At 67.7% G+C, this 13,712-nt stretch carries 11 protein-coding genes and 1 tRNA gene; 4 read left to right on the top strand and 8 right to left on the bottom strand.

What is annotated here, in order from left to right; translation table 11 throughout:
- Positions 1-56: 56 nt before the first annotated feature.
- On the bottom strand, positions 57-3,020 hold the full coding sequence (locus tag AC2YHA_RS02920) for a TonB-dependent receptor (RefSeq protein WP_487400311.1): 2,964 nt from the start codon (positions 3,018-3,020) through the stop codon (positions 57-59).
- Positions 3,021-3,290: 270 nt separating this feature from the next.
- Between AC2YHA_RS02920 and AC2YHA_RS02925 the strand changes: the two genes are divergently transcribed.
- A complete protein-coding gene (locus AC2YHA_RS02925) occupies positions 3,291-4,376 on the top strand; it encodes an alpha/beta hydrolase (protein ID WP_487400312.1) in 1,086 nt (361 codons plus the stop codon).
- 181 nt (positions 4,377-4,557) lie between these two features.
- On the opposite strand, the gene AC2YHA_RS02930 is transcribed toward AC2YHA_RS02925, so the two are convergent.
- The 6 genes from AC2YHA_RS02930 to AC2YHA_RS02955 all read right to left on the bottom strand — a co-directional run bounded on the left by AC2YHA_RS02930 (position 4,558) and on the right by AC2YHA_RS02955 (position 10,389).
- A tRNA-Lys gene (locus AC2YHA_RS02930) sits at positions 4,558-4,633 on the bottom strand.
- Positions 4,634-4,735: 102 nt separating this feature from the next.
- Positions 4,736-5,854, bottom strand: coding sequence for a rod shape-determining protein RodA (rodA, locus tag AC2YHA_RS02935; protein WP_487400313.1), 1,119 nt, complete (start codon positions 5,852-5,854; stop codon positions 4,736-4,738).
- Complete coding sequence (mrdA, locus tag AC2YHA_RS02940) at positions 5,851-7,902, bottom strand: penicillin-binding protein 2 (RefSeq protein ID WP_487400314.1); 2,052 nt, start codon at positions 7,900-7,902, stop codon at positions 5,851-5,853. Before mrdA ends, rodA begins: the two co-directional genes overlap by 4 nt.
- Positions 7,899-8,417 carry a rod shape-determining protein MreD gene (locus AC2YHA_RS02945; RefSeq protein ID WP_487400315.1) on the bottom strand — a complete coding sequence of 173 codons (519 nt, stop codon included), beginning with the start codon at positions 8,415-8,417 and terminating at the stop codon, positions 7,899-7,901. Before AC2YHA_RS02945 ends, mrdA begins: the two co-directional genes overlap by 4 nt.
- A complete protein-coding gene (locus AC2YHA_RS02950) occupies positions 8,414-9,319 on the bottom strand; it encodes a rod shape-determining protein MreC (protein ID WP_487400316.1) in 906 nt (301 codons plus the stop codon). The genes AC2YHA_RS02945 and AC2YHA_RS02950 overlap by 4 nt, the downstream gene beginning before the upstream one ends.
- A 23-nt stretch (positions 9,320-9,342) precedes the next feature.
- A complete protein-coding gene (locus AC2YHA_RS02955; protein WP_233782951.1) occupies positions 9,343-10,389 on the bottom strand; it encodes a rod shape-determining protein in 1,047 nt (348 codons plus the stop codon).
- 146 nt (positions 10,390-10,535) lie between these two features.
- On the opposite strand from AC2YHA_RS02955, the gene mutL reads away from it, so the two are divergent.
- Genes mutL through AC2YHA_RS02970 form a run of 3 tightly spaced genes read left to right on the top strand, consistent with a single transcriptional unit; the run spans position 10,536 to position 13,241 of the window.
- A complete protein-coding gene (mutL, locus tag AC2YHA_RS02960) occupies positions 10,536-12,347 on the top strand; it encodes a DNA mismatch repair endonuclease MutL (RefSeq protein WP_487400317.1) in 1,812 nt (603 codons plus the stop codon).
- A gap of 49 nt (positions 12,348-12,396) precedes the next feature.
- Positions 12,397-12,933, top strand: a complete 537-nt coding sequence (locus tag AC2YHA_RS02965; RefSeq protein ID WP_233782949.1) for a J domain-containing protein — start codon at positions 12,397-12,399, stop codon at positions 12,931-12,933.
- Entirely contained in the window at positions 12,918-13,241 is a 324-nt protein-coding gene (locus AC2YHA_RS02970; RefSeq protein WP_233782948.1) for a (2Fe-2S) ferredoxin domain-containing protein, read from the top strand. The genes AC2YHA_RS02965 and AC2YHA_RS02970 overlap by 16 nt, the downstream gene beginning before the upstream one ends.
- Here the strand turns inward: AC2YHA_RS02970 and AC2YHA_RS02975 are convergent.
- Complete coding sequence (locus AC2YHA_RS02975; protein ID WP_233782947.1) at positions 13,229-13,636, bottom strand: SufE family protein; 408 nt, start codon at positions 13,634-13,636, stop codon at positions 13,229-13,231. The genes AC2YHA_RS02970 and AC2YHA_RS02975 overlap by 13 nt on opposite strands.
- Positions 13,637-13,712 lie beyond the last annotated feature (76 nt).

Below are 13,712 nucleotides of genomic sequence, written 5' to 3' on the forward strand. Positions count from 1 at the left end.
AAAATTCAAAAAAAGGCCCGGGAACGTCGGAAGACATCCCCGGACCAGAGGAGAGTTCAGAAGCGGACGCGGACACCCGCCGTGAACCGGCGCCCGTATCCGTAGACGTCGAGCAGCTGGTTCTTGAAACGGCCGTGGGTGCTCATCGTCTCGTTGGTGATGTTCAGCGCTTCACCGAAGATGTTGATGTGATCGGTGATCTGATAGCTGGCGCTGAGGTCGACCTGGGTGCTGGCGTTGACGAAGGTCGGCTCCGATCCGAACGCGCCGGTGTTCTGCGCCTGGCCGAACTGCAGCAGATATTCGTCGCGCCAGTTGAGCGCCGCGCGGAACTCGACCCCATATTTGTCGAAGAAGCCGACGAAATTGGCCGAGTTCGCCAGACCCGTGACGGCGAAGCCGCTCTGGCTGATGTCCTGTGGGTCATAGGGCTTGTTGGTGTCGACGAACGTCGCGTTGGCGATGAAGCCGAAGCCGCTGTTGCCGAACGTGTGCTGCAGCGCCAGCTCGACCCCGCGCACGGTCGCGTCCGGCCCGTTCACGCGCTGAGATACGGCGAACTGGGCAGGCTGCCCCGTCGACGGATCGATCACGCCGTTGATGGTCTGGCGCTGCGTGCCTTGGACGATGAAGTTCGAGACGTTCTTCAGGAAGAAGTTCACCGCCAGATAGGAGTTGCGCTGATAGTACCATTCGGCCGCGACGTCGAAATTGTCGGCGAGGTACGGCTTCAGGTCGGGATTGCCGCCATCTGCGGTCAATGCGTTGACCCGCTGACCGCTGCCGACGTTGAGGACCGGCGTCAGCAGGTTGAGCGTGGGCCGGGTCAGCGTCCGGGACGCGTCGAAACGCAGGATGAGGTTGCGCGTCAACTCGAGCTTCAGGTCGACCGCCGGCAGGAAATAGCTGTAGTTGCTCTTGTTCGTCACCAGCTGCGACGGACCGAAGTTCACCGTCAGCAGTGTCGGATCGGTGGTGCTGGGCGTGATCGACGTCGGCAGCCGGCCGATGCCGGACGAGGTGAGATGAGTCGTTTCCTGGCGCACGCCCGCGTTGAAGAAGAACGGCATCCCGGCGATCTCGGTCTTGAAGTTCGCCGCCAGGAAGAGCGACCAGGTCTTCTCGTTGATGTTGCGATAGCTGCCGACGTCGTTGGCGACGTCGAACATGCCGCGGAAGCCCCACAACCCGTTGTTGGGATCGTTGACGGGGTCCGGATAGTTGAAGCCTGGGATCGGCGTCGCATAGGGATTGCCGAGACCCGAGAGAAAGGCCTGATAGTCCGCCGCCTTGAAGTTGATCAGCGCCGGCGGCAGCGCGCCGCTGAAGCCCGGAATGAAGTTGCTGGTGCCGACCGTGCCGCGATAGAGGCTCGTCGGAATGGGCACGCCGCCCGTCGTTCCCGACGCCGGGCCGTATCCCGAATAGGCCTGCCAGAAATTGTTGGCGAAGGTGTTCGCACTGCGGAATTTGAAGGTGTCGTCGAGATAGGACCCACCGACGGTCAGGGTCAGGTCTTCCTGCGTCCATTTGGCGCGCAGCCGGCCTTGCTTGATCGTGTCGGTGTTCTTGTTGGCGATGTTGACGGTCACGTGCGAGCCGATCACCGAGGTGTCGGCCCAGCGGCTGGGATCGCCGTTGACGCCGTAATCGTGCAGCGTCGGAATGACCTTGTCGCTGTTGCCGCCGATCGCGACGCCGAGCGAGGGGCCGATCGCGAACCCGTAGCCGATGTCGGCGCCGATCGAGTTCACGCGATCGTCGGGATTGAGCCAACTGCGCGAGAAGCTCCCGTCCGCCTCGATCTCGAGATGCTCGGTGGCATTCCATTTGACGTTGAGACCGGTCTGGTTGGTACGGCGCAGGTTGCTGTCGGTGCCGGCGGTGAAATCGGTCTGCGATCCCGACTGGGTGAAGTCGAGCGGCACGCCATTCTCATCGAGCTTCACGTTGCGCAGCGAGCCCTGGTTGAACCAGATGCCGAAGCCGAACGTATCGGTGTTGACTCGCTGGTCCGCGTAATTGTTGTCGAGCGTCAGCAGCAGGTCGTCGGTCGGCTTCCACTGGAGCGCGATACGGCCGTCTATACGCTCGTCCCGGGTATAGGATTGCTGGGCGCCATATTGCTGCGGGAACCAGCCGACCACGGTCTGCCGGTTGTTGGGATCGGCATAGGCGGCCGAGGTGGCGTCGCTCGTCGGGCTGCAGCTCGTCGCCGTGGTTCCCGCCAGCTGGCAGGGCGCATAGCGGCCGCCTGGGAAGCCATGGATGAAGACATTGTTCGTCCGCGTGTCGTGCCGGGTGTAGATGATGCTGGCCAGCACGCCGAACGTATCGTCCGCGAAGGTATCGCTGATCAGCAGGCCGCCGGTCGGCACCACGCGCTTGGCATAGTTCTGGATCGAACCCGAGGCCGACGCGGCAAGGCGGAAGCCCGGCTTGTCGAGCGGCTTGGGATAGGCGATGTTGATCGTCGCGCCGATCGAGTTCGACGACAGCGCGACGTCGGGCGTCTTGAGCACTGTCAGCGCACCGATGAAGTCGGAGCCGACCGTGCTGAAATCGATCGAGCGGCCGCCGGTCGCCGTCGACAGGCGGCGGCCGTCGACCAGCGTCTCGTTGAAGTCGCCGCCGAAGCCGCGGATGGTGACGCCGTTCGCCTCGCCGCGCACGCCGTCGCGCTGGATCGACACGCCCGGCAGGCGCTGCAGCGATGCCGCGACGTTGGAATCGGGGAACTTGCCGATATCCTCGGACGAGATGACGTCGACGACGCCCGATGCCTCGCGCTTGGCATCGAGGTTGCGCTGGAGCGATCCGCGGATGCCGGTGACGACGATGTCGTCGGCCTGGGCTTCGCTGATCTGCGCCGGCGCCGTGCCGCCGTCCTGCGCCGCTGCAGGAGCTGCCATCGCCGAAGGCGCCAATGTGAGCGCTATAATGCTTGAGCTGCCGAGCGCGATCCGCGCTGCGATGATATGGCGCCGGTGACGGTTCTGCTGCCGGTCGGTCTTGTTCATTTCGTTACCCCCTCCTCGGATTTGAGCCGGTTGTTTTCTGGCTCGACGACGGTTCACGTCACGCGGGCACTCCAGGTGCTGCAGTTTTTCCGGGAAGGGCTTTGGCCTTCACACTCGCGTATGGGCGCATGACAATCCTCCCCGATTCATCTTCAGCGAATCTGAAAGAGGGTTTTACTGTGGAAAGGTAGCGCTATCAATATTTATTTGTCGGTGTATATTCTGCGTGGATCGCGGCGACTGAGATCCCGCGCGCAAGGGAGGAGATGCATGACCATGGCGACCAGGTCTGCCCATGTGCTGGGCGTGGCGATGGCAATTGCCGTCCTCGGAATGGCTGTTCCGGCGGCGGCGCAAGTCGCGACCAACGTCCCGGCTCCCGTACCCGGTGCCGCTCCGACAACGATCGAGCGGATCAAGGTGCATTCGCCCGCGATCGAAGGGAATCTCGAGGGTGAATCTGCCGACCGCGATGTGCTGGTGGTCCTTCCCCCGAGCTATGCGAAGGACGCGCACAGGCGCTATCCGGTGCTCTACGCGCTGCATGGCTATTCGATCGGCGCCGAGCAGTGGGTCAAGGAGATCCATGTTCCGCAAACGATCGAGGGCGGCTTCGCCAAGGGGGCGAAGGAGATGATCGTGGTGCTGCCGGACAGCAAGACCGTCCACAACGGCTCGATGTACTCGAGCTCGGTCACCACCGGCGATTTCGAGACCTTCGTGGCGCGCGACCTCGTCGGGTATATCGATCGGCATTACCGAACGATCGCATCGCGGGAGAGCCGCGGGCTCGCTGGCCATTCGATGGGCGGCTACGGCACGGCGCGCATCGGCATGAAGCATCCCGAGGTGTTCGGGGCGATCTACATGATGAGCCCCTGCTGCCTGTCGCCGCGCGATCCCAAGCAGTTCGATCCGGCCGCAAGCGCGGCGCTGGCCAACGTCAAGTCGTTCGAGGAGGCGGCGAAGCTCAAATGGGGCGAGCGCGCGCAGCTTGCGACCGCGGCCGCCTGGTCACCCAATCCGCGCAATCCGCCACTGTTTCTCGACCTGCCGGTCCAAAATGGCGCGGTGCAGCCGGACGTGCTCGCCAAATGGGCCGCGAACGCGCCGCTCGCCTTCCTCGATCAATATGTCGGAAATCTCCGGCGATATCGCGCGATCGCGATCGACGTGGGCGACCGCGACGGACTCAAGGCTGACGCGCAGAAGCTGCACGAAGCGCTCGACCGCTACGGCATCGCCAACAGCTTCGAAATCTATCCGGGCGATCATACGAGCGACGTCGCCGCACGCTTCCAGGACCATGTGATCCCGTTCTTCAGCAGGAACCTGGCCCCCGAGGCGCGTCGCTAGTCGCTGGGGCAAGACTGCGCCTCAAAGCGTTGCATATGTAGCTGCCGCGATAATATCGCGCCGCGCGCCTGCGCATTGAATGGCGGAAATCGGCCGGAAGACACGGCACAAAACCACCTCTAGGGGCCTCGGCAGAGGATCCATTTGGTAGTAAGTATCTGAGTAAATCATTTAGAGAAAATGGTGGACGCACTAGGGCTCGAACCTAGGACCCGCTGATTAAGAGTCAGCTGCTCTACCAACTGAGCTATGCGTCCATTGATCGGCGGAAAGCCGCGAGCGGCTGCGATCGGAGGGGGCGATTTAGCGTGGCCTCGGGGGATTGCAAGAGGTTTTCTGGCGGCCCCCGCACAAAGGGCTCACCAGCGCTGGATGCGGCGGTTTTCGCGGTCGACCGACATCAGGATGCCGAGGCAGATCAGCACCGTCATCTGCGCCGATCCGCCGAAGCTGACCAGCGGCAGCGGGATGCCGACCACCGGCGCCATGCCCATCACCATCGCCATGTTGATCGCGACGTAGAAGAAGATCGTCGTCGCCAGCCCCGCCGCCGTCAGCCGCGAGAAACGGTCGCCGGCGCGTAGGCCCACGTTGATGCCCCAGCGGATCAGTACCATGAAGGCGACGATCAGGAAGAAGCCCCCCAGCAACCCCCATTCCTCGGCCATGGTCGCGAAGGCGAAGTCGGTGTGGCCCTCGGGCAGATAGTCGAGATGGCTCTGGGTGCCGTTGAGGAACCCCTTGCCGGTGATCCCGCCCGATCCGATCGCGATCTTGGACTGGCTGATGTGATAACCGGTGCCGAGCGGGTCGCTCTCCGGATCGAGCATCACCAGGATGCGGTTGCGCTGATAATCGTGGAGGCCGTAGTTGATCGCCAGCGGCGCGGCCACCGCAACCAGCAGCGCGCCGCCGATGAACAGGCGCAGCCGCACGCCGGCGAGGAACATCACCGTCACGCCGCTGAACGCGATCATCAGGCCGGTGCCGAGATCCGGCTGCACCAGCACCAGCAGGAACGGTACGCCGATCAGGATGCCCGCCGGGATCAGCGAGAACAGCTTGCGCGTCTCCGACGGCGGCAGCATCGCGTAGAAGCGCGCCATCGTCAGCACGATCGCCGGCTTCATCAGCTCCGACGGCTGCAGGCGGATGATGCCGAGATCGAGCCAGCGCTGGCTGCCGCCGCGCACCGCGCCGAGCAGCTCGACCAGCACCAGCAGCACCACCAGCACGCCGTAAGTGGGAAAGGCGGCCGCCGCAAAGGTCGACGGCCGCACCCGCGACATCGCCACCGCCAGGCACAGGAAGGCGCCGAACCGGACCGCCTGGGGGAAGGCCCAGGGATAGATGCTGCCGCCCGCCGCCGAGAACAGCACGACCAGTCCGAACCCACCGATCGCCATCACCAGTAGCAATATGCCCCAAGGAAGCTGCGCGAGCGGCGCCGGGACGAAGCCGGAGACGGGCGCCCTCATTCCGGGTCTCCGCCGCCGCGGGTCTCGGCGACACCGGTGGTCGGCGCAGCGGCCGCGGCGGCGTTGGCGGCGGCATCGGCGACATTGCTGGCAGCCGCGGCGGCATCCTCGGGCGGGAGCGCGGTCGGCGGGGCGTTCTGCGCAGCCTCGAACGCCCGCGCCTGCGCCTCCATGCGTGTCTTGATGTCGCCGCCCCAGGTCGGCTCGATCTCGGCGAGGGTCTTCAGTGCGCGGTCGCGATCGAACAAATAGGTCAGGATGTCGCGCCCGGTCATCGGCGTGTCGAGGTTGCGGATGAGGTGGGCGTTGTGCTCGAGCACGATCGCCGCGGCGTAGCGGGGATTGTCGACCGGCGCGAAGCAGACGAGCAGCGCGTGGTCGCGCAGCTTGAAGGGCAGGGCGGCATTGTTGAGCACGCCCGAACGCCGCTCCGCCATGGTGATGCGGCGCACCTGCGCGGTGCCGGTCTTGCCGCCCATCAGGATGCCGGGAATCTGCATCCGCGCCGCGCCGCCGGTGCCGCCGCCGTTGATCACGCCCGACATGGCATCGCGGACGATCGCGAGATGCTCGGGCGAGACGCCGAGGGCAGGGGCGCCGCGGCTGTCCTTGCCCGCCAGCAGATGCGGATGGAGATGCTTGCCGGAGGCGATCCGGGCGGACATCACCGCGAGCTGGAGCGGATTGGCGAGCACATAGCCCTGGCCGATCGAGGCGTTGAGCGAGTCCGAGACCGCCCAGGGCTGCTTGTATTTCTTTAGCTTCCACGCGCTGTCGGGGACGGTGCCGTAGCGCTGGCTGGCGAAGGGCAGGTCGAACTTCTCGCCCAGCCCGACCATCCGCGCGACAGGAGCGACGCGGTCGTAGCCCAGCCGCCGCACCATCTCGTAGAAATAGATGTCGCAGCTCTGCATGATCGCATGCTTGAGGTCGAGCGGACCGTGGCCGCGGCGCTTATGGCAATGGAACACGCCGGTGCCCACGCGCAGCGCGCCCGAGCAGAACACGCGCTCGTTGGGATCGACGCCGGCGGCGAGCAGCGCGAGGCCGTTCATCGGCTTGACGGTCGACCCCGGCGGATAGAGCCCCTGCGTCACCTTGTTCATCAGGGGGATGTGATCGTCCTCCGACAGCATCTTCCACTCGCTGTGGCTGATCCCGTCGGAGAAGCTGTTGGGGTCGTAGGCCGGCATCGACACCATCGCCAGGATCTCGCCGGTCTGGCAGTCGAACACCACCGCCGAGCCCGAATTGGTGCCGAGGCGCCGCGCGGCATATTCCTGGAGCCCCGCGTCGATGGTGAGGCGGACGGTCTGGCCGGGCGTGTCGCCGCGGGTCGCGAGCTCGCGGACCAGCTTGCCGCGCGCGGTGACCTCGACGCGCTTGGCGCCGGGCTTGCCGCGCAGCTGGGCGTCCAGCGTCTTTTCGAGCCCGTCCTTGCCGACCTTGAAGCCGGGCGTCATCAGCAGCGGGTCCCTGGTCGCCTTATACTGTTCGGCGGTCGCCGCGCCGACATAGCCGACGAGATGGCCGACCGCCGCGCCCAGCGGATAGCTGCGCGAGAAGCCGCGCGTCGGCGCTACGCCCGGCAGCTCGGGAATGCGCACGCTGACCGCGGCGAAGCGCTCCCAGTCGAGGTTCTCGGCGACCTGCACGGGCTGGAAGCCGGCGGCGCGCTTGAGCTCGGCCTGGATGCGGGCGACGTCCTCGGGCTTGAGACCGAGCAGCGTGGTCAGCTCGCCGATCACCCGGTCCTTGTCCTGAAGCCGGTCGGGAATGATGTCGACGCGGAAATCGGTACGGTTGTTGGCGATCGCGACGCCCTTGCGGTCGACGATCCAGCCCCGGCGCGGGGGGATCGGCGTCAGGTTGACGCGATTGCTCTCCGACAGCAGCGAGTAATGCTCGTTCTCGGCGACGGCGAGCCAGGTCATGCGCCCGGCCAGCAGCACGCCCATGCCGATCTGCAGACCCGAGATCACCATCGCCCGGCGCGAGAAGGTGAAGGCCTGGCTGGCTTCGGTGACGATGCGTGTCGGGCCACTCATTGGAACTGCCGGCGCCTACGCTGCTCGATCCGCGCGCAGAGGAAAGCGGCGAGGGGATAGAGCGCGCACGACATCGCGATCTGGAGCAGCAGCACCGTATCGACCTGCGCCGCGATCGGCGAGGCGACCAGCCGCGAAGCGATCAAACAGAAGCCAATCGCGCCGCTGGCGATCAGCCAATCCTGCCAGAAGTCGCGCCATACCAGCCGCGTATCTAGCACGTCGATGGCGAGGACGCACAGCGTCCAGAACGCCATCGCTGCGCCGACCGGTTGGCCGCTGACGAGATCGTCGAACAGGCCGAGCGGCGCGGCGCCCCAGCTCGCGAACAGCTCGGGACGCCTCAGGCGCCAGGCGAGCAGCATCAGCAGGCCGCACGGCGGCAGGAACGGCACCGTCGTGACGATGGGAATAAGCGTGATGAGCGAGCCGGCGATCACCGTCATCGCGGCGATCGCGACGTCCCAGCGCGATGCGGGCTCCGGCCTGAGAGGCGGGGCGCTCGTCAGCTTCATTCGCCGGTTCCGCTCGGTCGCGGGGTTGGCGTCGGGGTCGGCGTGGGTGTTGGGGCGGGCGGTTCGGGCAGGAACACCTGCTGCACCAGCGCGAAATCGAGCGAATCCGGATTGGCGAAGGCGCGCGCGTCGGCGGCATCGCGCGCGTCCCGGACCACGCGCGCCACCGGGATGTTGGGCGGATAGAGTCCGCCGGAGCCCGAGGTCATGAAGATGTCCCCCGCCCGGAACGGCGCGTCGACCGAGGCGGCCGAGCGCACTTCGAGCAGCCCGTCGCCACGCCCCGCGACGATCGCGGGCAGCCCGTCGCGCGCGCGGCGGACGGGGACGATGCTCTCGGCATCGACGATGAGCAGCACGCGGGAGCTGTTCGGCCCGGCCTCCAGGACGCGCCCGATCAGCCCCTCGGGGCCGCGCACCGACTGGCCCGGCTTGACGCCCTGGCGCCACCCGGCATTGAGGATCGCGTAGCGGCGCGTGCTCGATGCGGTCGAGGCGACCAGCCGCGCCGCCACCACCGGCATCGGCTCGGCATCGCGAACCTTGAGCAGCGCGCGCAGCCGCCGGTTCTCGGCGTTGAGCGTGCGGGCGCGCATGATGATCGCGCGCTCCTCCTCAATCTGCTTGCGGAGCTCGCGAATCTTGCCCGCGCCGCCGAAATAGTCGGTGACGCCCGACGGCACCGTTGCCGCCCTGCGCAGCCCGTTGAGACCCGACGAGATCGGGGTGGTCAGCTCGGCGACGCCCATCCTGAGCGCCGTGAACGCCGGCGGATCGAAGCGCGCGAGCAGCAGCAGGACGAGGCCGACGACCACCAGGGCGCCGGCCACGACATAGCTCAGGAACAAGCCGTACTGGGCGCGCCGCGAAAAGCCGGTGCGCCGGTTGAGCGGCGGCGCCATGGTCCCCGCGCCCCCTTCGGAACTTAAACCGCGAGCAGCACGCCGCGGAACACCGGATCCTCGAGCGCGCGGCCGGTGCCGAGCGCGACGCAGGTCAGCGGGTCCTCGGCGACCGTCACCGGCAGGCCGGTCTCGTCGCGCAGCACGTCGTCGATGCCCTGCAGCAGCGCGCCGCCGCCGGTCAGCACGATGCCCTGGTCGACGATGTCGGCGGCGAGCTCCGGCGCGGTGTTCTCCAGCGCGATGCGCACGCCCTCGACGATCGTGCCGACCGGCTCGCTGAGCGCCTCGGCGATCTGGCCCTGGTTGATCTGGATCTCCTTGGGCACGCCGTTGACGAGGTCGCGGCCCTTGATGTGGAGCGTCATGCCGATGCCGTCGGGCGGCGCCTTGGCGATGCCGACGTCCTGCTTGATGCGCTCGGCGGTGGCCTCGCCGATCAGCAGGTTGTGGTTGCGGCGGACGTAGCTGACGATCGCCTCGTCCATCTTGTCGCCGCCGACGCGGACCGAGGTGGAGTAGGCGAGGCCGCGCAGCGAGAGGACGGCGACCTCGGTGGTGCCGCCGCCGATGTCGACGACCATGCTGCCGATCGGCTCGGTCACCGGCATGTCGGCGCCGATCGCGGCCGCCATCGGCTCCTCGATCAGCCACACCTGGCTGGCGCCGGCATTGGAGGCAGCGTCGCGGATCGCGCGGCGCTCGACCGAGGTGGAGCCCGACGGCACGCAGATCACGATCTGCGGCCAGCGCATCATCGACTTGCGGCCGCCATGGACCTTGCGGATGAAGTGCTTGATCATCTCCTCCGCCACGTCGATGTCGGCGATGACGCCGTCGCGCAACGGCCGGATCGCCTCGATCGTGCCGGGGGTCTTGCCCATCATCAGCTTGGCGTCGTCGCCGACGGCGCGGACCTTCTTGACGCCGTTGATGGTCTCGATCGCGACCACCGAGGGCTCGTTGAGCACGACGCCGCGGCCCCGGACATAGACCACCGTATTGGCGGTGCCGAGGTCGATCGCCATGTCATGGGACATGAATCTGAAGAGGCGGGAAAAGGCGGCCATCGAAGCATCCGTGTCAAGCCGCGCGGGCCGAGCCCCGGCGGCGGTTCGCACTACCGATACCCTTATCCGGCGGAGCCAGGAAATCCGGCTCCGATTCTGGCGGATACGGGTCGCGGGATGGCGCCGCTTGGGCTAGAGCGCACCCCATGTCAATACGCCGTCTGCCAGAGCATCTCGTCAACCGAATCGCGGCCGGCGAAGTGGTGGAGCGACCCTCCAGCGCGTTGAAGGAGCTGGTCGAGAACGCGATCGACGCCGGCGCGACCCGGATCGCGGTGAAACTGGCGGCGGGCGGGGTCGATCTGATCGAGGTGGTCGACGACGGCTGCGGCATGAGCCCGGCCGAAATGGCGCTGGCGCTGGAGCGGCATGCGACCTCGAAGCTGCCGGATGACGCGATCGAGGCGGTGACCACGCTTGGCTTCCGTGGCGAGGCGCTGCCCTCGATCGCCAGCGTCGCGCGGCTGACGCTGGAGAGCCGGGTGCGGGGGCAGGAGGGCTGGGCGCGGCAGGTCGACAACGGCGTGCTGGTCCGGGAAGGACCTGCTGCATTGCCGCCCGGCACGCGGGTACGAGTGGAGGGCTTGTTCGAGAAAGTGCCCGCCCGGCGCAAGTTCCTGCGATCGGCCAAGGCGGAATATGCCGCCTGTCTCGACGCGGTGCGGCGGCTGGCGATGGCGCGGCCGGACATCGCCTTCAGCCTTGAGCATGACGGGCGGCGCAGCCTCGGCGTGCAGGGCGGCGAGACGCGGCCGGAGCGGGTGGCGGCGCTCACCGACCGCGATCTCGGGCCGAACAGCGTCGCGATCGACCTGGAGCGGGAAGGGCTGGTGCTGGGCGGCGTGGCGGGGTTGCCGACCTTCAATCGTGGCGTGGCCGATCATCAATATCTGTTCGTCAATGGGAGGCCGGTGAAGGATCGCCTGCTCGCCGGGGCGGTGCGCGGCGCCTATGCCGAGATGCTCGCGCGCGACCGGCATCCGGTGGTGGCGCTGTTCCTGGAGGTTCCGACCGACGCGATCGACGTCAACGTCCATCCGGCGAAGACGGAGGTCCGCTTCCGCGATCCGGCGCTGGTGCGGGGGCTGATCGTCAGCGGCCTGCGGCGGGCGTTGGACGAGGCGGGGTTCCGGTCCGTTCAGCGGCCGAATGAGGCGGCGCTGGGAGCGTGGCAGCCGGGTTTAAGCCCCTCCCCTTCAGGGGAGGGGTTGGGGGTGGGGGATGTCTCACCGAGCCTATGGCATGTGGCACAGCCCCACCCCAACCCCTCCCCTGAAGGGGAGGGGCTGAGATACGTCCACGACCGTCGCCCCACTTTCATCGCACCGCCCCAGGCCAGGGCCGAACCGGCGTACAATCCGCCCCCCGAAACCGCCAGCTTCCCCCTCGGCGTCGCCCGCGGGCAGGTCGCCAAGACCTATATCGTCGCCGAGGCGGAGGACGGCCTGGTCATCGTCGACCAGCACGCCGCGCACGAGCGGCTGGTGCTGGAGCGGATGCGCCGCGCGCTCGGCGACGGCGGCATCGCCAGCCAGGCGCTGCTGCTCCCCGAGGTGGTCGAGCTCGACGAGCCCGGCTGCGACCGGCTGGAGGCGCGCGCCGCCGAGCTCGCCGAGTTCGGCCTCGAGCTCGAACGCTTCGGCCCGCGCGCGATGCTGGTGCGGGCGACCCCGGCGCTGCTGGGGCAGGGCGACGTCCACGGCCTCGTCACCGACCTTGCCGACGAGCTCGCCGCCTATGACGAGGCGCTGAGCCTCAAGGAGCGGCTCGACCATGTCGCCGCGACTATGGCCTGCCACGGCTCGGTTCGCGCCGGCCGCATCCTCTCGGTCGCCGAGATGAACGCGCTGCTCCGCGAGATGGAGGTCACGCCCCATTCCGGCCAGTGCAACCATGGCCGCCCGACGTGGGTGAAACTCGCCCATGCCGACATCGAGAAGCTGTTCGGGCGAAGATAGTCGCGCGCGCCCGCTTGCCTGAACGGCGCTTCGGCCTATTTCGGGCGCGATGGCGCGAACTTCACGATCCAACGACTGGGGCTTTCCCCGCTGGCGCAGCTATGGCGCGGCGCGCGAGGCGACGCGCGTGCGGCTGTGCGACCGCGAAGGCTGCGAGGAGCCGGGCGATTGCCCCGCGCCCAAGGCCCCCAACAGCCCGGAGCGCTGGTGGTTCTGCCAGGAGCACGCCGCCGAATACAATCGCGGCTGGAACTATTTCGCCGGCCTCAGCGAGGAGGAGGCGGCGCAGCGCGAGGCCAACGAGCGGCGCGACGCTTCGGGCTTCACCAGCGCGCGGCATAATGCCTGGGCCGGCCCCGGCGACGGCACCCGCTCGCGCGACGAGATGCGCGCGCTCGACGTGCTCGAGCTGGAGGCGGATGCCGATTTCGAGGCGGTGCGCGCCGCCTGGCGCCGGCTCGCCAAGGAGAGCCACCCCGACGTCCGTCCCGGCGATGCCGAAGCGGCGAAGCGCTTCCAGGCGGTGCAGGCCGCCTACGACGTGCTGCGCGTCGCCGAGGAGCGGCGGCAATGGCGGCCGGAGTGAAGCAGCGCGTCCGCTCGAACTGGGGGCGGGCGGTGCTGGTCTGCTCGAAATGCTCGAAGCGGATCGACGGCGGCTTCGGCCGCAAGGGACGCACGCCGCTCGCGAAGGCGCTGCGGCGGCACCTGAAGCTCAGGAAGGGCCGCAAGGCTGCCGCCGGGATCGTCGAGGTGAAGTGCCTCGGCGTCTGTCCGACCAATGCGGTGACGGTGGTCGACGGCGCCGCGGCCGGCGAATGGCTGCTGGTGCGGCCGGGGGCCGATCTCGACCAGCTCGCGGGTGAGCTCGGCCTCCCCGATCAGGCGGCGTAGCGCGATGCGGTCGCGCGGATCAGGGCGATCATGTTGGGAATGCCCTGGGTGCGGTTGGAGCTGAGCTGGTTCCTGAGGTCGAACGGCGCCAGCTCGCCCTCGATGTCGGTCGCCAGGATCTCGGCGGGGGAGCGGTCCTGCACCGCGGTCAGCACCAGCGCGATGATGCCCTTGGTGATCGCCGCGTTCGAATCGGCGAGGAAGTGCAGCCGCCCGTCCTCCAGCCGCGTCGGATAGACCCATACCGCCGCCGAGCATCCGCGCACCAGCGTCGCGTCGGTCTTGAGCGCGTCGGGCATCGGCTCGAGCGCGCGGCCGAGATCGATCAGCATCCGGTAACGGTCGTCGGCGTCGAGGAACTCATATTCCTCGTGAAGGTCGGCAAGCGTGGACATGCCAGGCCATATAACGAGCCCCTCCCCTTCAGGGGAGGGGTTGGGGTGGGCCTTATCCGCAGGCCATTTCGCTTGC

This window comes from Sphingomonas sp. SRI_018 (assembly GCF_057586275.1).